This window comes from Streptomyces sp. NBC_00122 (assembly GCF_045160845.1).
Classification (GTDB): domain Bacteria; phylum Actinomycetota; class Actinomycetes; order Streptomycetales; family Streptomycetaceae; genus Streptomyces.
Window position 1 is genome coordinate 1096963 of sequence record NZ_CP108191.1, and the last position, 20697, is coordinate 1117659.

14 protein-coding genes are annotated in these 20697 nt (G+C 72.4%); 3 read left to right on the top strand and 11 right to left on the bottom strand.

The window, feature by feature from the left end:
• Nucleotides 1-149 precede the first annotated feature (149 nt).
• The 6 genes from OG737_RS05230 to OG737_RS05255 all read right to left on the bottom strand — a co-directional run bounded on the left by OG737_RS05230 (nt 150) and on the right by OG737_RS05255 (nt 7873).
• Nucleotides 150-659, bottom strand: coding sequence for a hypothetical protein (locus OG737_RS05230; protein WP_328924954.1), 510 nt, complete (start codon nt 657-659; stop codon nt 150-152).
• Entirely contained in the window at nt 644-1804 is a 1161-nt protein-coding gene (locus OG737_RS05235; protein WP_405680154.1) for a ParA family protein, read from the bottom strand. Before OG737_RS05235 ends, OG737_RS05230 begins: the two co-directional genes overlap by 16 nt.
• 326 nt (nt 1805-2130) lie before the next feature.
• The gene (gene ald, locus OG737_RS05240) at nt 2131-3246 is read right to left on the bottom strand and encodes an alanine dehydrogenase (protein WP_328924956.1); all 1116 of its coding nucleotides are present in this window, start codon (nt 3244-3246) and stop codon (nt 2131-2133) included.
• Nucleotides 3247-3398: 152 nt separating this feature from the next.
• A complete protein-coding gene (locus OG737_RS05245) occupies nt 3399-5369 on the bottom strand; it encodes a tetratricopeptide repeat protein (protein WP_328924957.1) in 1971 nt (656 codons plus the stop codon).
• A gap of 142 nt (nt 5370-5511) precedes the next feature.
• On the bottom strand, nt 5512-6141 hold the full coding sequence (locus OG737_RS05250) for an NUDIX hydrolase (RefSeq protein ID WP_328930217.1): 630 nt from the start codon (nt 6139-6141) through the stop codon (nt 5512-5514).
• A gap of 82 nt (nt 6142-6223) precedes the next feature.
• Nucleotides 6224-7873, bottom strand: a complete 1650-nt coding sequence (locus tag OG737_RS05255) for a CTP synthase (RefSeq protein ID WP_328924958.1) — start codon at nt 7871-7873, stop codon at nt 6224-6226.
• Nucleotides 7874-8347: 474 nt separating this feature from the next.
• Between OG737_RS05255 and OG737_RS05260 the strand changes: the two genes are divergently transcribed.
• Both OG737_RS05260 and OG737_RS05265 read left to right on the top strand, forming a co-directional pair.
• Entirely contained in the window at nt 8348-10153 is a 1806-nt protein-coding gene (locus tag OG737_RS05260; RefSeq protein WP_328924959.1) for a glycoside hydrolase family 15 protein, read from the top strand.
• A gap of 103 nt (nt 10154-10256) precedes the next feature.
• On the top strand, nt 10257-11639 hold the full coding sequence (locus tag OG737_RS05265) for an FAD-binding oxidoreductase (protein WP_328924960.1): 1383 nt from the start codon (nt 10257-10259) through the stop codon (nt 11637-11639).
• Between the two features lie 32 nt (nt 11640-11671).
• On the opposite strand, the gene OG737_RS05270 is transcribed toward OG737_RS05265, so the two are convergent.
• Nucleotides 11672-13297, bottom strand: a complete 1626-nt coding sequence (locus OG737_RS05270) for an NAD(P)/FAD-dependent oxidoreductase (protein WP_328924961.1) — start codon at nt 13295-13297, stop codon at nt 11672-11674.
• A gap of 11 nt (nt 13298-13308) precedes the next feature.
• On the bottom strand, nt 13309-14847 hold the full coding sequence (locus OG737_RS05275; RefSeq protein ID WP_405680144.1) for an APC family permease: 1539 nt from the start codon (nt 14845-14847) through the stop codon (nt 13309-13311).
• A 181-nt stretch (nt 14848-15028) separates the two neighbouring features.
• On the opposite strand from OG737_RS05275, the gene OG737_RS05280 reads away from it, so the two are divergent.
• Nucleotides 15029-16648 carry a PucR family transcriptional regulator gene (locus OG737_RS05280; RefSeq protein ID WP_328924963.1) on the top strand — a complete coding sequence of 540 codons (1620 nt, stop codon included), beginning with the start codon at nt 15029-15031 and terminating at the stop codon, nt 16646-16648.
• 13 nt (nt 16649-16661) lie between these two features.
• Here OG737_RS05280 and OG737_RS05285 read toward each other — a convergent pair whose 3' ends face one another.
• The 3 genes from OG737_RS05285 to OG737_RS05295 form a co-directional block, all read right to left on the bottom strand.
• Nucleotides 16662-17771 carry a glycosyltransferase family 4 protein gene (locus OG737_RS05285; protein WP_328924964.1) on the bottom strand — a complete coding sequence of 370 codons (1110 nt, stop codon included), beginning with the start codon at nt 17769-17771 and terminating at the stop codon, nt 16662-16664.
• A gap of 145 nt (nt 17772-17916) precedes the next feature.
• Nucleotides 17917-19647 carry a DNA repair protein RecN gene (gene recN / locus OG737_RS05290; protein ID WP_405922400.1) on the bottom strand — a complete coding sequence of 577 codons (1731 nt, stop codon included), beginning with the start codon at nt 19645-19647 and terminating at the stop codon, nt 17917-17919.
• Nucleotides 19648-19755: 108 nt separating this feature from the next.
• Nucleotides 19756-20649, bottom strand: a complete 894-nt coding sequence (locus tag OG737_RS05295) for an NAD kinase (RefSeq protein WP_328924965.1) — start codon at nt 20647-20649, stop codon at nt 19756-19758.
• Nucleotides 20650-20697 lie beyond the last annotated feature (48 nt).

Sequence of the window (20697 nt, forward strand, 5' to 3'; positions counted from 1 at the left end):
TGGTGCGCAGCGGGCGGCAGGCGAGGGGCCCGGGGAGTCGCCCGCGGCCACGAGCAGCCTAAGGGCTGACCTGCCCATCCGGCCGGATGGGCCCGCGGGGCCGGGCCGGGCGGACCCGACCCGGTCCGCAGGGGCGCGGGCGCGGCCGGTCAGCGGCCGCGGAGGCGCCGTACGAGGATGCTCGCGTCCCCGCGGGATTCGAGATCGGCGAGGACGACCGCCACCGCCTCGCGGACGATGCGGCCGCGGTCGACCGCCAGGCCGTGCTCCCCGCGCAGCACCAGCCGCGCGTGCTCCAGGTCCATGAGCTCCTCGGCGGAGACGTAGACCGTGATCTTCTCGTCGTGCCGCTCCCGCCCGCTGGGCCGCCGGTTGGCGCCCCGGCCCTGCCCCTTGCCCCGCCGGTCCGGCTGGGCCGGCCCGTTGGCGGAGCTGACAGAACCTTCCTGCGGCCGCCGGGGTGCGCCCACCACCGGATCCGGGCCGGCCTCGGCCTCCCGGCTGCGGCCCTCCCCCGCCGTGCCCTCGGCCGAGGAGGCCGAGTGCTCGGCGGCAGGCGCCTCGTCGGCGCCCCGCCTCGGCGAGGAGGACTGCAGGGCCATCCCGCCGGTCGTACGGAACAGTTCGTCGGCTCCGGGCAGACTCACTCGGCGTGACACCGGGCGAGCACCTCCCTGGCCAGCTGGCGATAGGCGGCGGCACCGACGGAGTTGGACGCGTACGTCGTGATCGGCTCACCGGCGACCGTGGTCTCCGGGAAGCGCACCGTCCGGCCGATGACCGTGTGGTAGACGTGATCGTCGAAGGCCTCGACGACGCGCGCCAGCACCTCGCGGCTGTGCACCGTACGGGAGTCGTACATCGTGGCGAGGATGCCGTCGAGCTCCAGCTCGGGGTTGAGCCGCTCCTGCACCTTCTCGATGGTCTCGGTCAGCAGCGCCACGCCGCGGAGCGCGAAGAACTCGCATTCCAGCGGGACGATGACCTTGTGAGCCGCCGTCAGGGCGTTCACGGTCAGCAGACCGAGCGAGGGCTGACAGTCGATCACGATGTAGTCGTAGTCGGCCATCAGGGGCTTCAGGGCCCGCTGCAGGGTGGACTCGCGCGCGACCTCGCTGACCAACTGCACTTCGGCAGCGGACAGGTCGATGTTGCTCGGCAGCAGGTCCATGTTGGGGACCGCCGTCTTGAGCAGCACCTCGTCGGCCGACATGCCCCGCTCCATGAGCAGGTTGTAGACCGTCAGGTCGAGTTCCATCGGGTTCACGCCGAGGCCCACGGACAGCGCGCCCTGCGGGTCGAAGTCGACGAGCAGCACGCGGCGCCCGTACTCGGCGAGAGCGGCACCCAGGTTGATGGTCGACGTGGTCTTGCCCACGCCGCCCTTCTGGTTGCACATCGCGATGATCTTCGCGGGACCGTGGTCGGTCAGCGGACCCGGGATCGGGAAGTACGGGAGCGGGCGTCCGGTCGGGCCGATCCGCTCACGGCGCTGGCGGGCAGCGTCGGGGGCGAGGGTGGCCGCGTACTCGGGGTCCGGTTCGTACTCCGCGTCGGGGTCGTAGAAGTGCCCTTCGGGCACATTGTCGTAGTCGGCGAATCCAGTGGGCTTTTCGCCGCTCCGGTCGCCGGCCCTGGAGTTCACGTCTAGGCCGTCCATGCTCTTTTGGGGCGTCGTCATGTGCTGGTGGTTTGCGAAGGTGCGGACTGCGACGGAGCCGACAGCCTCGAGCCCGGCGGGGTTCTGGCCCCGCTCCGGCGTCCCTGCTCGACCACCCCCAGGAGCAAATGTCGACTCATTCACAAGTCGTCTTACCTCCTCGGACGTGACCAGGACACTTATCGATAGGTCAGCGTGGCACCATGCCGACGGTTGGCGACTCTATGGCGTGTCACCACTCAGCGGCAACACAATCCGCCGGACCCGGCACGATGTGTCGGCAACCGAACACCGCTCTGTCAAGGGCGCACGCGCCGTCGCCACGAAGTTTCGCGGGTGCGCGAAAGGGTTAAAGGGTTACGTTCGAGGCGAGTTGAGGGGCTCCGCGGTGACCCCGGCAAACGCGTCCGGCCGGACCTTGCGGGCAAGGTCCGGCCGGATACGTGAGATTGACGTCAGTCGTTGACGTTTCAGCCGAGCAGCGTGCTCAGCTCAAGGGTCTGCAGGCCGTGGGCCTCGGCGACCGGACCGTAAACGACCTGGCCGTCATGGGTGTTGAGGCCCAGGCCGAGCGCGGGGTCACGACGCAGCGCCTCGACCCAGCCGAGGTTCGCGAGCTGCACGATGTAGGGCAGCGTGGCGTTCGTCAGGGCGTAGGTGGAGGTGTTCGGCACCGCGCCCGGCATGTTGGCGACGCAGTAGAAGACCGAGTTGTGGACCTGGAAGGTCGGCTCGGCGTGGGTGGTCGGACGGGAGTCCTCGAAGCAGCCGCCCTGGTCGATCGCAATGTCGACAAGGACACTTCCGGGCTTCATCTTGGCGACGAGCTCGTTGGTGACCAGCTTCGGGGCCTTCGCACCCGGGATCAGCACCGCGCCGATGACGAGGTCGGCCTCGATGACGGCCTTCTCCAGCTCGTAGGCGTTGGAGACGATCGTCTTGATCTTCGTGCCGAAGATCTTGTCGGCCTCGCGGAGCTTGTTGATGTCGCGGTCCAGCAGGGTCACGTGGAAGCCCATGCCGATGGCGATCTGCGCGGCGTTCCAGCCGGAGACGCCGCCGCCGATGACCACGCACTCGCCGGCGTGGGTGCCGGGCACGCCGCCCGGGAGCACGCCGCGGCCGCCGGCCGAGCGCATCAGGTGGTAGGCGCCGACCTGCGGGGCCAGGCGGCCCGCGACCTCGGACATCGGGGCGAGCAGCGGCAGCGCGCGGTTGGCGAGCTCGACCGTCTCGTACGCGATGGCGGTGGTGCCGGACTCCAGCAGGGCGTCCGTGCACTCACGGGAGGCCGCGAGGTGCAGGTAGGTGAAGAGGGTCTGGTCCTTGCGGAGGCGGTGGTACTCCTCCGCGATGGGCTCCTTGACCTTCAGCAGCAGGTCCGCGGTCTCCCAGACCTCGTCGGCGGTGCCGAGGATCTCGGCTCCGGCGGCGACGTACTCGGCGTCCGTGATCGAGGAGCCGACACCGGCGTTCTGCTCGATGAAGACCTGGTGGCCGTTGCGGACCAGCTCATGCACGCCGGCGGGCGTGATGGCGACCCGGAACTCGTTGTTCTTGACCTCGCGGGGGATGCCGACCTTCATCGTCGATCACGGTCCTTGGCTCAGGGGATATTACGGGGCACTTCCATACATACCCGCCCACAAGTACGCGCAACGGGATGCACCACGGGATGACGTGGTGAAGCCAGTTTAATGAAGGATGAACTCGTGTCTAGCCTTGCAAACAAATAATCTCAGTCGGAATCACTACGGATTTCGCAGGCTGCGGGGTCGTCTCCCAGCAATCTGTCGGCTGCGGAGCGGTGCAGCCGGGCGGCCGCGGGGTCGCCCAGCCGGTCGAGCGTGTCGGCCAACCGGACCTGCAGCGCGGCCTGCAGCCGCTGGTCCCCGGCGCGCCGCGCGAGCTCCACCGCCTCCCGGCAGGTGTGCAGCGACTCCTCGGGGCGGCCGGCGTACTCCTGGACCCGGGCCATCTCGCTCAACGCCTTCGCCTGACCCGGGACATCGGCCAGCCGGCGGTAGCCCGCGGCGGCGGCCCGCCAGCTGCGCAGCGCGTCCCCGTACCGGCCCGCGTACGTGTGTACGTTTCCGAGCCGCCCGTACAGCCGGGCCTCGTCCGGGCGCTCCCCCCGCGCGAGGGCATGGGCCAGCGCCCGGCCGAACCAGTCGGAGGCCCGGTGCCAGTCCTCCAGCTCCTGGTAGGCGCCGCCTACGGATTCCATCGCGCGGCCCGTCGCATACGGGTCGTTCGCGGCCCGTCCGGCATGCAGCGCGGCCCGGTAGCGGTCGAGGGCCTCCTGGGTCCGCCCGGTCGCGGCGTCCAGGTCGGCCAGGTTGAGCAGCGCGGCGGCCTGCTCCCGGTGCAGCCCGCGCCGCTCCGCCACGTCCAGGACCAGCCGGTGCAGCCCGTACAGCTCGGGCGCGGCCTCGGCGGTGCCGCGGTGCTCCGCGAGGGCCCGTACGAGGGCGGCCACCAGCCTGCGGGCCAGGGTGTCCAGCTCGCCGTCGGCGACGGCGAGGGTGGCCGCGGCCGTCAGCGCGGGCAGCCGGGTGTCGAGCCAGGTGGCGGCGGCCCGCCGGTCGGGGAAGCGCAGGGCCCGCGGCAGCCCCTCCAGCTTCTCCCGTACGTCCAGGCCGTCGTCCTCGCCCTCGGCCATGGCCCGGCAGGAGTGCAGGAGCCGTACGGTGCGCTCCAGCATCCGGGCCCGCGCGAGCTGGACCTCGGCGGGGCGCTCCTTGGTCTCCAGCAGGGCCTGGAGCTGGGGCACGAGGCAGCCGGGCAGCAGGAACAGGCCCTCGGGGGCGTGCCGCAGCAGGCCGAGCCCGGCGAAGTCGTCGAGCGTGGACTGGGCCGCGGCCACGGAGCAGCCCGCCAGGGCGGAGGCGGTGTGCGAGTCGACGATGCCGGCTGGGGCCAGCGGCAGCAGCCGCAGGGTCCGCTGGGCGGGCTGCGGCAGGGACTCGTAGACGAGGCGGAAGCCCCGGACGAGCGGGCCGCCGGTGCCGACGGGCATGTCGTGCAGCTGCTTGGCCACGTCGGAGACGGAGGCCTTGGGGTGGGCGGCGAGCCAGCCGCCGACGAGGGCCAGCGCGGCGGGCTGGCCGCCGCACTCCTCGGTGAGCGCCTCGGCGGCGCGGGGGTCGGCGGTGACGCGGGTGTCGCCGATGCGCTGCACGAGCATCTCCACGGCGGAGGGGGTGTCCAGCCCGCCGAGGGTGCACGGGCGGACATCCGGAATCCCGGTGAGCGGCCCCTCCGCGGTGACCACGACGAGGCACTCGGGTGTGTCCGGGAGCAGGGCGTCGACCTGGTGCGGGTCGGCGGCGTCGTCGACGAGGACGACCACCCGGCGCCCGTCGAGCGCGGTGCGCAGGGCGGAGCTGAGCTCGTCCTCGCCGGCCCCGGGCGGGGTGGGCTGCCCCAGCCCCTCCAGCAGGCCCCTGACGGCCCGCTCGGTTTCCACGGTCTGCCCGCCGGGTGCGGTGAGGCGGGTCCGGAGCACCCCGTCGGGGTACTGCCCGGCGACCTCGCGCACGAACGCCTCGGCCAGAGCGGTCCGTCCGGACCCCGGCCGCCCGGCGATCAGGAGCACGCGGGCGCGGGGTGCCTTGGCCTTTCGGCCCGAGAGGGTGTCGAGCCCGGTCCGTGCGATGTCCTCGCGCAGCTCCTTGAGCTCACGCCGCCGCCCGACGAAATCCGTCACGGATCCGCTCCTCTCCCTGCCTCCGGATTGCGAGCGTAGTTCACGCAGAGCGACGACCCGGGTGGAGCGCGGCGGACAAATCCCCCAATCGGATCAGCCGATGGTCACACCACTGAGCCGCACGGCCCCGCCGCCCGGTCGGCTACGCCTCGTACGGGCGGGCCGGCCACGGGGACAGGGCCGGGCGGAGGGCGTCGACGCCGCCCGGGGCGGCCAGGGCCGCGGACAGCGCCAGGACCCCCGTCACCAGGCCCGGATTGCCGATCCGGCCCGCGAGGACGGCCCGGACCAGGTCGTTGAGCGGAATGCGGGCGGTTTCCATGTCCGCTTCCTCTTCCGACATCTTGTACCGCGCCCCCTCCGCCTCCGAGAGGCCCCGCGCGAGGAAGATCCGGATCGCCTCGTCCGAGCCGCCGGGGGACGCGAAGAAGTCGGCGAGCACCCGCCAGTCCTCCGCCTTGACGTGCGCCTCCTCGTACAGCTCCCGCTGGGCCGCGTGCAGCGGGTTCTCACCGGGTACGTCGAGCAGCCCGGCCGGGAGCTCCCACAGCCTGTGCCGTACCGGGTGCCGGTACTGGCCCAGCACGAGCACGCCGCCGTCCTCGTCCAGCGCCAGCACGCACACCGATCCCGGGTGCACCTGGTAGTCCCGGCGCACCACCGCGTCGTCCGGCATGCGTACCTGCTCGGACCGGACCGCCGTCTTCGCGCCCTCGAACGGCGTCCGGGAGGCGACGACCTCCCACGACTCGGCGGTGTCTGCAATGTCCATGGTCATGCCGGGTACCTTTCCGAAAACGCGACAGCCGGGGCAAGATCCTTGCCCCGGCTGCCTACGTTATGCGGTCAGAACCTCACTTGGCCGACTGCTGGCGCTCCACCGCCGCCTTGACCAGGCCCGCGAAGAGCGGGTGCGGGCGGGTCGGGCGCGAGCGCAGCTCCGGGTGGGCCTGGGTGGCCACCAGGTAGGGGTGCACCTCGCGCGGGTACTCGACGTACTCGACGAGCTTGTTGTCCGGGGAGGTGCCGGAGAAGACGATGCCCGCCTTCTTCTCCAGCTCGCCGCGGTAGGCGTTGTTGACCTCGTAGCGGTGCCGGTGGCGCTCGTCGACGTAGGCGTCGCCGTAGACCTCGCGCACGATGGACCCCTCGGCCAGCTTGGCCGTGTACATGCCCAGGCGCATGGTGCCGCCCAGGTCGCCCGCGCCCTCGACGAAGGCCAGCTGCTCCTCCATGGTCGAGATGACCGGGTGGGGGGTGGAGGCGTCGAACTCGGTGGAGTTCGCGTCATCGATGCCCGCCAGGTTGCGCGCGGCCTCGATGACCACGCACTGCAGACCCAGGCACAGGCCGAGCAGCGGGATCTTGTTCTCGCGGGCGTAGGTGATCGCGCCGACCTTGCCGTTGACGCCGCGGTCGCCGAAGCCGCCGGGCACGCAGATCGCGTCCACGTCGCCGAGCTGCGCCGCGGCGCCGGCCGGGGTCTTGCAGTCGTCGGAGGTGACCCACTTGATCTGGACGCGGGCACGGTTGGCGAAACCGCCGGCGCGCAGCGCCTCGGTCACCGACAGGTACGCGTCGGGCAGGTCGATGTACTTGCCGACGAGCGCGACCTTGACCTCGTGGTCGGGGTTGTGGACCCGGTCCAGCAGGTCCTCCCAGACGGTCCAGTTGACGTCGCGGAAGGGCAGGTCGAGCTTGCGCACCACGTACGCGTCCAGGCCCTCGGTGTGCAGGACCTTCGGGATGTCGTAGATCGACTTGGCGTCGATGGCCGCGACCACGGCCGCCTCGTCCACGTCGCACATCAGCGAGATCTTGCGCTTGATGGAGGTGGGGACGTCGCGGTCGGCGCGCAGCACGATCGCGTCGGGCTGGATACCGATGTTGCGCAGGGCCGCGACCGAGTGCTGGGTCGGCTTGGTCTTCAGCTCGCCGGAGGGGCCGATGTAGGGCAGCAGCGAGATGTGCACGACGAAGACGTTGTCGCGGCCGACCTCGTGACGGACCTGGCGGACGGTCTCCAGGAACGGCAGCGACTCGATGTCGCCGACCGTGCCGCCGACCTCGGTGATGACGACGTCGACGTCCTCGGTCGCCATGCGCCGGATGCGGTGCTTGATCTCGTTGGTGATGTGCGGGATGACCTGCACGGTGTCACCGAGGTACTCGCCGCGCCGCTCCTTGGCGATGACCTGCGAGTAGACCTGGCCGGTGGTGACGTTGGCCGAGCCGTCGAGGTCGACGTCGAGGAAGCGCTCGTAGTGGCCGATGTCCAGGTCGGTCTCGGCGCCGTCGTTGGTGACGAACACCTCGCCGTGCTGGAACGGGTTCATCGTGCCCGGGTCGACGTTCAGGTACGGGTCGAGCTTCTGCATCGTGACCCGCAGGCCGCGCGCCTTCAGCAGCGCACCCAGGCTGGAGGCCGTCAGGCCCTTGCCGAGGGACGAAGCGACACCTCCGGTGACGAAGATGTGCTTGGTCGTCATGGATTTGGGCGGCATCGCCAAGAGGGGGCTCCCGTGGTCGCGAGGTGAGGTGCGTCCGGCGCCGGCCACCGTCGATCCGGAAGGGTCTCAGGGGGCGCCGAAGCTGCGGTTTCGGGGCTCCTGATTCGCACAGGCAGACCACCGGTCCACGGGGTACCAGCCTATCAGCGCCCGGACCCGTCTGCCTCCGGCCACGCTGCGCGCGGGTTCCGTACCAGGGCACCGAGGGGCCGTCCGGGCGACATCGCCGCTGCTCACCCGATTGGGGGAGCAGCATTCTTCCGGCGCTTAAGGGGATCACTAGGGTGCCGTCATATCCTGCTCGGATATTGCACACATCGGCGCCGGGCAGTCCGTCACACGGCCTACCCGAGCCGACATACGGAATCATGGGCTCGGCGCGGGGATCCCTGCACACAGGAGACCGCGCAACCAGCGCAATGCAAGCGCCCTTCGGGGTGGACGTGACCGTTCGACTGGAGATGCAACGTGTCCGGGCGCATCGAGGATTACGCACTGATCGGGGACATGCAGACCGCCGCGTTGGTCTGCCGGGACGGGGCGGTGGACTGGTTGTGTCTGCCTCGTTTCGACTCCCATGCCGTGTTCGCGAGCATTCTCGGCACCGAGGATCACGGGTTCTGGCGGATCGGCCCGGCGTTCGCGGCCGGTTCCGAGGCCCCGCGCGCCAGCCGCCGCCGCTACCGCGGCGACTCACTGGTGCTCGAATCGGAGTGGGACACCCCGCGCGGGACGGTCCGCGTGATCGACTTCATGCCGCCCCGCGAGGACCACGCGCCGCAGCTCATCCGCATCGTCGAGGGCGTCAGCGGGCGCGTGAAGATGCGCTCCGCGCTGCGCATGCGGTTCAGCTACGGGCGGGTCGTGCCCTGGGTGCACAAGGTCGACGGGCGCACCGTCGCCGTCGCCGGCCCCGACTCCGTGTGGCTGGACACCGACGCGCAGACGTACGGCAAGGACCTGACCACGTACTCCGACTTCACCGTCGGACCGGGCGACCGGATGGCCTTCAGCATCAGCTGGGAGCGCTCGCACCGCGGCGCGCCGGAAGCCCCCGACGCCGAGGCGGCCCTCGACTCGACCACCGAGTTCTGGCGCGAGTGGGTCGAGCAGTGCACGTACCACGGGCCCTACCGGGAGGCCGTGGTCCGCTCCCTGATCACCCTCAAGGCCCTCACGTACGGCCCCACCGGCGGGATCGTCGCCGCGCCGACCACCTCCCTGCCGGAGGAGATCGGCGGCGTCCGCAACTGGGACTACCGCTACACGTGGCTGCGCGACGCCGCCATCACCCTGTCGTCGCTGCTGCGCACCGGCTACCGCGAGGAGGCCCGCGCCTGGCGCGAGTGGCTGCTGCGCGCGGTGGCCGGCGACCCCGAGAACCTGCAGATCATGTACGGGATCGCGGGCGAACGGGAGCTCGGCGAGACCGAGCTGGACTGGCTGCCGGGTTACGAGAACTCCCGCCCGGTCCGCGTCGGCAACGGCGCCGCCGGACAGCTCCAGCTCGACGTGTACGGCGAGGTCACCGAGGCCCTGCACCTGGGCCACATGACCGGCCTGGCCCGCAGCGACTACGCCTCGCTGCTCCAGCTCAAGCTGATCCGCTACCTGGAGACCCACTGGGACCAGCCCGACGAGGGCATCTGGGAGGTGCGCGGCCCGCGCCGCCACTTCGTGCACTCGAAGGTGATGGCCTGGGTGGCCGTGGACCGCACCATCAAGCTGATCGAGAGCGGGGACGCGGACGGCCCGCTGGACCGCTGGCGCGAGCTGCGCGACGAGATCCACCAGGACGTGTGCGAGAAGGGCTACGACAAGGAGCGCAACACCTTCACCCAGTCGTACGGGTCGCAGGAGCTGGACGCCTCCCTGCTGCTGATTCCGCAGATGGGCTTCCTGCCGCCGGACGACAAGCGGGTCATCGGCACCATCGAGGCGATCCAGCGCGAGCTGTCCACGCCCGACGGCTTCATCCTGCGCTACCCGACGGCGGGCGAGGAGGCCGGCGTGGACGGCCTGGAGGGCGACGAGGGCGCCTTCCTCGCCTGCTCGTTCTGGATGGCGGACGACCTGGCGATGATCGGGCGGGTGGACGAGGCGCGGCGGCTCTTCGAGCGGCTGCTGTCGCTCCGCAACGACCTCGGGCTGCTGGCCGAGGAGTGGGACCCGCGGCTCCAGCGCCAGGTCGGGAACTTCCCGCAGGCCTTCAGCCACGTCCCGCTGATCGACACCGCGCTGCGGCTCACCGCTAGCGGGGCGTACGGGGGCTAGGACCGCACCGGGGCACGGGCACGGATCTCCTCCGCCGCGCCCCGGTGATCGTCTCCGCCTACGCTGGAAGGGTTTCCCATGCCCTTCTCGGAAGGGGGAGACCATGACGCCCCTCTCGAAGGCGGGCACGGCGCTCGCCGCGCTCCGCGAGGACCTGGCCGGTGACGTCTTCGCCCCGGACGATCCGGGGTACGACGAGGCCCGGACGCTCTTCAACGCGATGATCGACCGCAGGCCGGCCGTCATCGCCCAGTGCGAGAGCACGGCCGACGTGGTCACCGCCGTACGCTTCGCGAGGGACCTGGACCTGAAGATCGCGGTGCGCGGCGGCGGGCACAGCGTCGCGGGGATGTCCCTTAACGACGGCGGCCTGGTCGTGGACCTGCGGCGGATGCACGAGGTGACGGTCCACCCCGCGGCCATGGCGGCCCACATCGGGGGCGGGGCCACGATGAGCCACCTGGACCGGGCCTGCGAGCCGTACGCGCTCGCGACCACCGGCGGCCGGGCCTCGACGACGGGCGTCGGCGGCTTCGTCCTGGGCGGCGGTACCGGATGGCTGGACCGGAAGTTCGGCCTGGCGGTGGACAATCTGCTGGGCGTGGAACTGGTCACGGCGGAGGGCGAGCTGCTCCAGGTGACCGCGGAGGACCACCCCGACCTGTTCTGGGGACTGCACGGCGGCGGCGGGAACTTCGGCATCGCCACCTCGCTGACCCTGCGGCTGCACGAACTGCCCGCCATGTCGATCGCGTTCCTGCTGTACCTGCCGGAACGCGGGCCCGAGGTGGTGCGTACCTACCGGGACGTCATCGAGGCGGGACCGCCCGAGGCGGGCGGCGGCGCCATCTACCTGACCGGTCCGCCGGAGGAGTTCGTCCCGCCGCACCTGGTCGGCCGGCTGCTGGCCTCGGCGCTGCTGACGTACGCGGGGCCCGAGGACGAGATGCGCCGGCTCGCCGCGCCACTGCTGGCGATCCCGCACGAGGCCGAGATCGTCACGGCCATCCCGTACGCCGACCTGCAGTGCATGATCGACGACCCGCCGGGCATGCGGAACTACTGGTCGGCGGAGTACCTCACGGGTGTCCCGGACGATTTCGTGACCGCCTTCTGCGCCCGCGCCGACACCATGCCGGTGCCGACCGGCACCCAGCACCTGATCTTCCCGCAGGGCGGCGCCATCGCCTCCGGCCCGGCCGACTACCCGGTGCCGTACCGCGACGCGCCGTGGGCGGTGCACCCGTTCGGGATCTGGGAGGACCCCGAGGACGACGAGCGGGTGCGGCAGTGGGTCAAGGACGTCCGCGCCGATGTCCGGCCGTGGAGCACCGGCGCGGTCTACCTCAACTTCACCGGGGACGAGGGCCACGACCGGGTGGTCGCGGGCCTCGGCACCGAGAACATGCGGCGGCTGGGCGAGCTGAAGCGGCGGTACGACCCGGACAACGTCTTCCGCTTCAACCACAACATCCGGCCGACGTGACCTGACCGGGTCGGACCGGGGTCAGCCCGGGGTCAGACCAGGGCCGCGATCACCTCGCGCGCCGCGCGCTCCCCCTCGGTGGCGCCGCCCTCCATGAAGCCCTGGAAGTCGTAGCTGCAGTGCTCGCCGCCGATGTGGATGTTGCCCTGCGCGGTGCCCTCGTACTTGGCGTAGCGGTGCAGATAGCCGGTGGGCCAGTACGAGTAGGCCCCCAGGGAGTACGGGTTGCGGTGCCACGCGGAGAGCTGGGCCCGCCCGTTCCAGACCGCCTTGGTGCCCGGGAAGAAGGAGTCGACGCCGGTCAGCACGCGGCTCGCGAGGTCGCGTACGTACGGATCGCTCTCGGTGGCGAAGGGGGTCGCGGGGGTGAGCGCCCCGGCCAGGGTGCCGCCGCCGTACTGGAGCAGGATCCCGCCGGTGCCGGGCTGCACCTTGGTGGTGTCCCAGGTCTGCTGGACGGCGGAGTCCGTGAAGCAGTCGCCCGCGGAGACGCCCGGCCAGGGTCCCGTGCCGCGCCAGGGGCGGGCGGTGAACTGCATGTTGAGCTTGGTGCAGTAGCCCATCCTGGCGTCCCTGAGCAGGTTGCGCATGAGCGGGTCGAAGCCGGCCGCGGAGGTGTCGATGCGCTGGAGGACCGGCAGCGGCAGGCACAGGACCGTGTGGTCGGCGACGACGGTCCGCGTCGCACCGGAGTCGTTGAAGGTGAGGGTCTGGGTGCCGTCGGCGCCGGCGCGTACGGCGACCAGCTCGCGGCCCATCACCAGGGTGCCGGCGGGCAGCGCGGCGGCGATGGCGTTCGGCAGCCGGTCGTTGCCGCCGGTGATGTGGTAGCGCTCATTGGACAGGCCCCAGACGTTGAAGTTGCCGGGGTTGGGCTGATAGCCCATCAGGAGGACCAGGGCGAGGGCGGACTGCTGAGCGGTGTCGGCGCCGTACTCGACGGTGTAGGCCACGTCGATGAAGCGGCCGAGCTGCGAGGCGTGGCCGCCGGGTATCCGGGTCTCGATCCACTCGTACAGGGTCGTGTTGTCGAGGGCGGTGCCGGTGGGGGTGGTGGTGTTCCAGGAGACCTCCCCGGCGTCCTGGAGGTCGCGGCGCAGCGCCTGGTAGACGGCCTTGAAGTCCTCGTCGGCCTGGGTGCGGGAGTAGTACTCCCCGTTGAACCGGAGTACCTCCTCGGCCCCGTTCGGGCCTCCGCCGAGGAAGTCCTCGGTGGGCAGGCCGAAACGGCGGCAGAGTTCCAGGATCTTCTTGTGGCTGGTGTCGATCAGCTCGCCGCCGATCTCGGAGGTCTGCCCGTACGCCCAGTGGTCGCGCTGGGACCACATGCGGCCGCCGACGCGGCCGGGGTCGGCCTCGTACAGGGTGCAGGGGACCCCGGCGTCCTTCAGGGTGAGGGCGGCGGTCAGTCCGGAGATGCCCGCGCCGACCACGGCGACGCGGGCCGGGCCCACGGGCTTCTTGGCGGGTACGGACTCGGCGGCGTACGCGGCCGGGGAGGAGGCGAGGGCGGTACCGAGGCCGAGGGCGGCGGCGCGGCCGAGGAGTTCGCGGCGGGTGGAGCCGCGGACCTCGGCGGCGGGCAGGCGGAGGCGCCGGGCGGCGGCGTGCTCGGCGGCGAGCTGCCGCAGGGCGTGCATCACGGGCGTACGGGCCATGGCGGTGCTCCTCAGACGTTCGCGGCGGCGGTGGACGGGGACGGGGCGCCCTGGCGCTCGGCGGCGTCCTCCAGGACGATCCGGCCGATGATCTCGTAGCGGGCGGGGGCCTTGGCCTTGAGCCAGAGGCCGAGGCCGAGGCCGCCGAGGAAGACGGCGCCGACGATCCACGGGATGAGCTTGAAGAACAGCGAGCCGGCCGCGGCGCCCGCGGCGGTCTCCATGTTGAGCACCAGCAGCACGACGACGGCGGTCATGCCGACACCGCCGAGCAGCGGCGCGGTCATGGTCTTGAACCAGTGCCGGTCCTCCGGGTGGTTCTTGCGGAAGTACCCGATGACGGCGAAGGAGCAGAGCGTCTGGACGATCAGGATCGCCATGGTGCCGAGGATCGCGAGCAGTGTGTACAGGTGCAGGTACGGGTCCTGCCCGGTGAGCCAGAATCCGGCGACGAGGGCGGTGGCGATGGCCGTCTGCACGACGGAGGCGATGTAGGGCGAGCCGTGCCCGGGGTGGGTGCGGCCGAGCTTCGGGGAGAGGAAGCCCTCGCGGCCGATGGCGTAGAGGTAGCGGGCGGCGCACTGGTGGAAGGCCATGCCGCAGGCGAACGAGCCGGTGAGCAGCAGCCATTGGAAGGCGTCGACCGCCCAGGCGCCGATGAAGGTCTGGGTGGGGGCGAAGAACAGGTCGAGCGGGCTGGTGGAGGCGGACAGCTCCACGGACTTGGCCAGGCCGTTGCCCGCGATGGTCATCCAGGACACGTAGATGTAGAAGAGGCCGACGCCGACCACGGAGATGAGGGTGGCCTTGGGGATGACCCGCTTGGGGTCGCGGGACTCCTCCCCGTACATGGCGGTGGACTCGAAGCCGACCCAGGACCAGAAGGCGAAGAAGAGCCCGAGTCCGGCGGAGGTGCCGGTGAAGGCGTTCTTCGGGTTGACGGGCTCGACCGGGATCCCGTCCGGACCGCCGCCGGCGACCAGGACCGCGGTGGCGACGGCGAACAGCACGGCGATCTCGGCGACCAGCATGACGCCGAGGGCCTTGGCGGTGAGGTTGATGTCGAAGTGGGCGAGGGCGGCGGTGACGGCGAGCATCCCGGCCGCGTACAGCACCCACGGCAGGTCGACGCCGAGCTGGTCTTCGACGGTGGTCTTGGCGAAGTACGAGAAGACGCCGACGATCGAGGCTTCGAAGACGATGTAGGCGAGGACGGCGAGCATCCCGGACGCCATGCCGGCGATGCGGCCGAGGCCGTGCGAGATGTACCCGTAGAAGGCGCCGGCGGCCGTGATCCGCTTGGCCATCGCCACGTAGCCGACCGCGAAGACCGTGAGCACGACCGTCGCGAAGAGGTATCCGGCCGGGGCTCCGACGCCGTTTCCGAACCCGATGGCGATGGGCAGGTTGCCGGTCATGGCGGTGATCGGTGCGGCGGTGGCGACGGCCATGAACACGACGCCGACCAGCCCGACCGAATTGGCTTTCAGACGCTGGACCTGCGGGGGTGCGGGGGTCTGCGGCGAACCGCCGGTGATGTCTGCGCTCATGGCGTCCTCTTCCGTGTGGAGGGCGCCCACTCTCGCCCCGCGTGACGCACGCCACAATCGGCACGTGGTCCGATAATCTCCTTGCCGGGGCGACGAGTTGTCGGGCCGGATGGGGGCATATGGCCGTCCGTAACCGGGAGGTGATGTGCTCGGAACAGGCCTGCCGGTAGCGTCCCGCGATATGGACGACCAGGGCGGGATCACGGTTCAGCGGGCACTGGAGCTGCCGGGGCTGCGCAGCGGACTGCCGGAGGTGGTGGCCTGCGCCGACCGCCTGGGCCGGACCGTCCGCTGGGTGCACGCGGGCGAGGTACCGAACATCGCCTCGCTGCTCAAGGGCGGCGAGTTGCTGCTGACCACGGGGCTGGGCCTCGGCACTCGCCCCGCCGAGCAGCGTGCCTTCGTACGCCGCCTCGCGGACCGGGGCATCGCCGCGCTGGTGGTCGAGCTGGGCCCGCGCTTCACCCGGCTGCCGGCGACGATCGTGGAGACCGCGCGCACGGCGGGCCTGCCGCTGGTCCAGCTCCACCGGGAGGTCCCCTTCGTCACCGTCACGGAGGAGGTCCACACCGAGATCGTCAACCACCACTACGCGCTGCTCCAGCGGGCGGAGGAGGTCCACCGCAGGTGTACGGAGGCCCTGTTGGGCGGCGGCGGCATCCCGCAGGTGCTCCGGATCCTGGCCGACTTCACGGGCAATCCGGTCTTCCTGGAGACCCCCGACGGGCAGTTGCTGTACGCGGCCGGAAGCTCGGGCGGCGACGCGGGCGCCGACCCGCTCCAGGTGTGGGAGGGCCTGCGGGGCCAGCGCGAGGCCGAGCCGTCGGCGAACACCGTGGTGGTCGACGTACCGGGCGGGGGCCACGGCACGGGCTCGGTCCGGGCCCGGGTGGTCCTGGTCGGGGTCTCGGGCCCGCTGCTCCCGGTGCACCGGATGGCGGCCGAACGCACGGCGGGCGTGCTGGCCGTCGTCCTGATGCAGGCGCGGCAGGAGGAGGAGCTGGCGGCGCGTGGCCGCGGCGACTTCCTCACGGACCTCGCCGAGGGCCGCATCCCGGCGGAGGACGCCCCGGCGCAGGCCCGGGTACTGGGCTTCAAGCCGGGCGCGGGCCCGCTGCTGCCGGTCGTCATGCGGCTGTCCTCGGAACTGAGCCCGTCGGGCAACTGGGCGGTCCTGGCCCGCGCGGTGCTGGAGGAGCTGTCGTCCGTCGGGGTGCCGGTCCTGCTGGGCGTCCGCCCGGTGGAGGGCCGCGTCCCCCTCCTGGTGTCCCTGCGCGCCGAATCGGAGCGTACGGCGGTGGCGGACCGGGTCTCGGCCGCGCTGCGGGCAGGTGTGGAGCGGGCCGGGCTGGACCGCGCCTCCGCCCCGCCGGCCGTGGTCGTCGGGGTCGCGGGCGGCTGGGCGGCGGCCTCCGCGGGTCTGCGGCACGCGGCGGAAACCGCCACGGCGGCCCACGGCCTGCCGGCCCGCCCCTGGTACGACGCCCGCCGCCTGGACATCGACCTGCTGTTGTGGCGGCTGCGCGAACACCCCGACCTGGCCGCGTTCGTGGACCGCGCGATCGGCCCGCTGCGCACCCACGACACCACGTCCCGCCCGCCTCTCCTGCCCACCCTGGAGACGTACCTGGCCCACGCGGGCCGCAAGGCGGAGACGGCCCGTGAACTCCACCTGAACCGCCAGACCCTGTACAACCGCCTGGCGCGCATCTCGGAACTCCTGGGCACGGACCTGGACGACCCGGAAACGGTCCTCTCCCTGAGCCTGGCCCTCCGCGCCCGCCGCCACGTTCCTTCCTGACGCGCCGACGGGGCTATCGGCGGCGCTCCATCAGCTCGTCGTAGACGGACAGCACCTGCGCCACCGTGTCGTCCTCCGACGGCCACGTCGCGGCCTGGGCCCGGCCGGCGGCGGCCAGCTCCGCCCGCCGCTCCGGGTCCGCCAGCAGCCCGCGCACGGCCTCCGCCAGCGCCCCGGCGTCCCCGTCGGGAACCAGCACCGCGCCCTCCCCCACCAGCTCCGGCACGACCCCCACCGCCGTGGCGACCAGCGGGACCCCCACCCGCAGCGCCTCCTGCGCCAGCAGGGCCCGCTCCTCCCACCGGCTCGGCAGCACCGCCACGTCCGCCGCCGCCAGCAGCTGCGCCGCGTCCCGGCGCCGCCCCAGTAGCCGTACCGGGAGCCGCTCGGCCTCGATCCGCCGGGACAGCTCGGCCCGCAGCGGCCCCTCTCCCGCGATCACCAGCAACGGCAGGGGCTCCAGCGTCCGCCACTCCCGCGCCGCGTCGAGCAGTACGGAGTACCCGCGGTGCGGCACCAGGCTCCCGACCGCGATCAGCAACGGCCGTTCCACCGCCCCGATTTCGGCCTGTACCTTGCCGGGGTCGTCTCCCGGCCCGGCCGCCGGTACGGCCACCGGCGCCAGCCGCGCGTCCCGGGCGCCGCGCAGCCGCGCGAGGTCCACCTGGCCCGAGGAGGCCCCGAGCACCACCGCCGCGGCCCGCGCCACGCGCCGTTCCAGGATCCGGCTCAGCCGCCCGAGCGCACCGGCGGCGGCCGGGCCGTCGCCGTGCCAGCTCACCACCAGCGGTACCCGGCGCCCCCGCAGGGCCAGGGCGGCCCGCATGCCCGCCCGTACCCCGTGCGCGTGCACGACGTCGGCTCCGGCGCAGGCGGCCCGCAGCGCGCTCGCCGCGTCGGGCGCGAACTGCGCGCCCGCGCCCGTGAAGTCGTACTCCCCCTCCGCCTCGACGGACGCGCACACCGTGACCCGTACGCCGCGGGCGGCGAGCCCGGTCGTGAGCGACCGCACGTGCGCGCTGCTGCCCGCCCCCGCACCGCCGCCGAGCACTTGGACGGTACGCAGGGGCGGCCGCCCGTACGGCTGTGCCGGGACGGACGCGGAGACCGGGGAGCTGCTCACGGGCCGAAGCTCCAGGGTGAGGGGAAGTCAGAGACGTCGCCCAGGATGCCAGTCCGCACGCGCGTTCCGGGCCCATACGGGTACGGATCCCGTGAGAGATACCGCAGGACGCCCCCAAGCCTCACCCACACGGGTTATCGGGGCGTCACGTCGACGCGTCCGCGTGCGCCGCCGCGAGGAGTTCCTCTGCGTGCGCCCGCGCCGAGGCCGAGTCCTCGTGACCCGCCAGCATGCGCGACAGTTCACGGATGCGGTCCTCGCCCTCCAGGACGGTGACCCCGCTGCGCGTCACGGAGCCGTCGTTGGTCTTCTCGACGAGCAGCTGCCGGTCCGCGAAGGCGGCCACCTGCGGCAGGTGCGTGACGACGACGACCTGCGCCGACTTGGCGAGTTTGGCGAGCCGCCGGCCCACTTCCACGGCCGCCTTGCCGCCGACGCCCGCGTCGACCTCGTCGAAGAGGTACGTGGGCACCGGGTCGGAGCCCGCGAAGACGACCTCCACGGCCAGCATCACCCGGGACAGCTCACCGCCCGAGGCACCCTTGGCGATCGGCCGCGGCTGGGCTCCGGGGTGCGGGGCGAGCAGCAGTTCGACCTCGTCCGCGCCCGAGGGGCCGTAGGCGACCGCGCGGCCGTCCACATCCACCCCGTCGGGGTCCTCGGTCTGCCGGATGTCGATGGTCACCCGTGCGTGCGGCATCGCCAGCGAGGCCAGCTCCTGCGTCACGGCCGAGGCGAACCGGGTCGCCGCCTCCACCCGCGCGTCCGTCAGGGCCTGGGCCAGCGCCGAGAGCTCGGAGCGCAGTCCGTCCCGCTCGGCGGTCAACTCGGTGATCCGCTCGTCGTCACCGTCCAGTTCCAGCAGCCGCGCCGCGCTCCGCTCGGCCCACTGCAGCACCGCGTCCACGGTGCTTTCGGTGCCGTACTTGCGCGTCAGCTGGGTCAGGGCCGCCCGGCGTTCCTCCACCGCCGCCAGCCGCAGCGGGTCGGCGTCGAGGTCGTCGGCGTAACCCGCGAGCTCCCCGGCCACGTCACCCAGCAGGATGCCCAGCTCGCCGATCCGCTCGGCGAGCGCGCCGAGCACCGGGTCGTGCGAGCGTACGGACTCCAGGGCCCGGTGGGCGCCCGCGACGAGGGTGTTGGCGTCGATGCCCTCCGGGTCCTCGGGGTGGCCGGCGAGCGCGGCGTGTGCCACCTGGGCCGCCGAGGCCAGCGACTCGGCGTGTCCGAGCCGCTCCGCCTCCGCCGCCAGCTCGGTGTCCTCGCCGGCCACCGGTTCCACGGCCGCGATCTCGTCCAGCCCGAAGCGCAGCAGGTCGGCCTCCTGGGCCCGTTCCCGGGCCCGGGTGGTGATCTCGTCCAGCTCGACGGCGACCGCGCGGAGCCTGCGGTAGGCCGAGCCGTACTTCTCCAGCGGGACGGCCACGGCGTCGCCGGCGTACCGGTCGAGGGCCTGGCGCTGCCGGGCGGGCCGCAGCAGTCCCTGCTGGTCGGTCTGCCCGTGTACGGCGACCAGGTCGTCCGCGAGCTCGCCGAGCAGGCCGACGGGCACGGAGCGGCCGCCGACGTGGGCACGCGAGCGGCCCTCGGCGGACACGGTCCGGCTGATCAGCAGGGCGCCGTCGTCGAGCTCGGCTCCCGCCTCCTCGGCGCGTACGGCCGCGGGGGCGTCGGGGCGCATGACGATGCGGCCCTCGACGACCGCGGCCTTGGCCCCGATCCGTACCAGGGCCGGGTCGGCGCGCCCGCCGAGCAGCAGCCCGAGGCTGGTGACGACCATCGTCTTACCCGCGCCGGTCTCGCCGGTCACCGCGGTGAAACCGGGCGACAGCTCGACCACCGCGTCGTCGATGACCCCGAGCGACCGTATCCGCATCTCCTCAAGCACGGGACGACGATACCGAGGTTTCAGCGGTGCCATGTGACGTCACCCGTCCAGAGTTTCTCGAACGGATGTGCTATTTAGGCACAGGGAGGACATCTCTCAGTGCGGCGCCCCGCGCCATCCGGACACCGGCAGCGCGAACTTCGCGACGAGCCGGTCCGTGAAGGACGCGTGGTGCAGCCGGGCGAGCCGCACGGGCACCGCCCCGCGCCGGACCTCCACCCGGGCCCCGGCGGGCAGCTCCAGCATCCGCCGGCCGTCGCACCACAGCACCCCGTGCGGGGTCCCGGTCTGCACCTCCACCGCCAGCACCGAGTCCGGCGAGGTCACCAGCGGCTTCGCGAACAGCGCGTGCGCGCTGATCGGCACCATCAGCAGCGCCTCCACCTCCGGCCAGACCACCGGCCCGCCCGCGGAGAAGGCGTACGCCGTCGAGCCCGTCGGGGTCGCGCAGACGATCCCGTCACAGCCGAAGCCGGACACCGGGCGCCCGTCGATCTCCAGGACCACCTCCAACATCCGCTCCGGGGACACCTTCTGGACCGCGGCCTCGTTCAGCGCCCAGTCCTGGTGGACCACGTCGCCGTTCGTGCGCACGATCACATCGAGGGTCATCCGCTCCTCGACCTCGTACTCGCGCGTCACCACCCGGTCCACGACCTTGTCCAGGTCGTCGCGCTCGGCCTCGGCGAGGAACCCCACCCGCCCGAGGTTGACGCCCAGCATCGGCACACCCGAGGCACGCGCGAACTCCGCTCCGCGCAGCAGGGTCCCGTCCCCGCCCAGCACGATCAGCAGCTCACAGCCGTCGAGCACCCCCGGGGTGGACTCGGTGACGAGCTCCACCTCGGGCGGCAGCGGCAGGTCGGCGGCCTCGTGCGCGAAGACCCGTACGCCCAGCCCGCACCGCAGCAGGCCCTTCACGACCAGCTCGGCACTGCGGATGGCCGCCGGCCGCCCGGTGTGCGCGAGGAGGAACACGGTCCGCCCCACCGCCGGACCCGTCGAACCCGCCGGCCCCCCCGAGCGCGCCGAACCTTC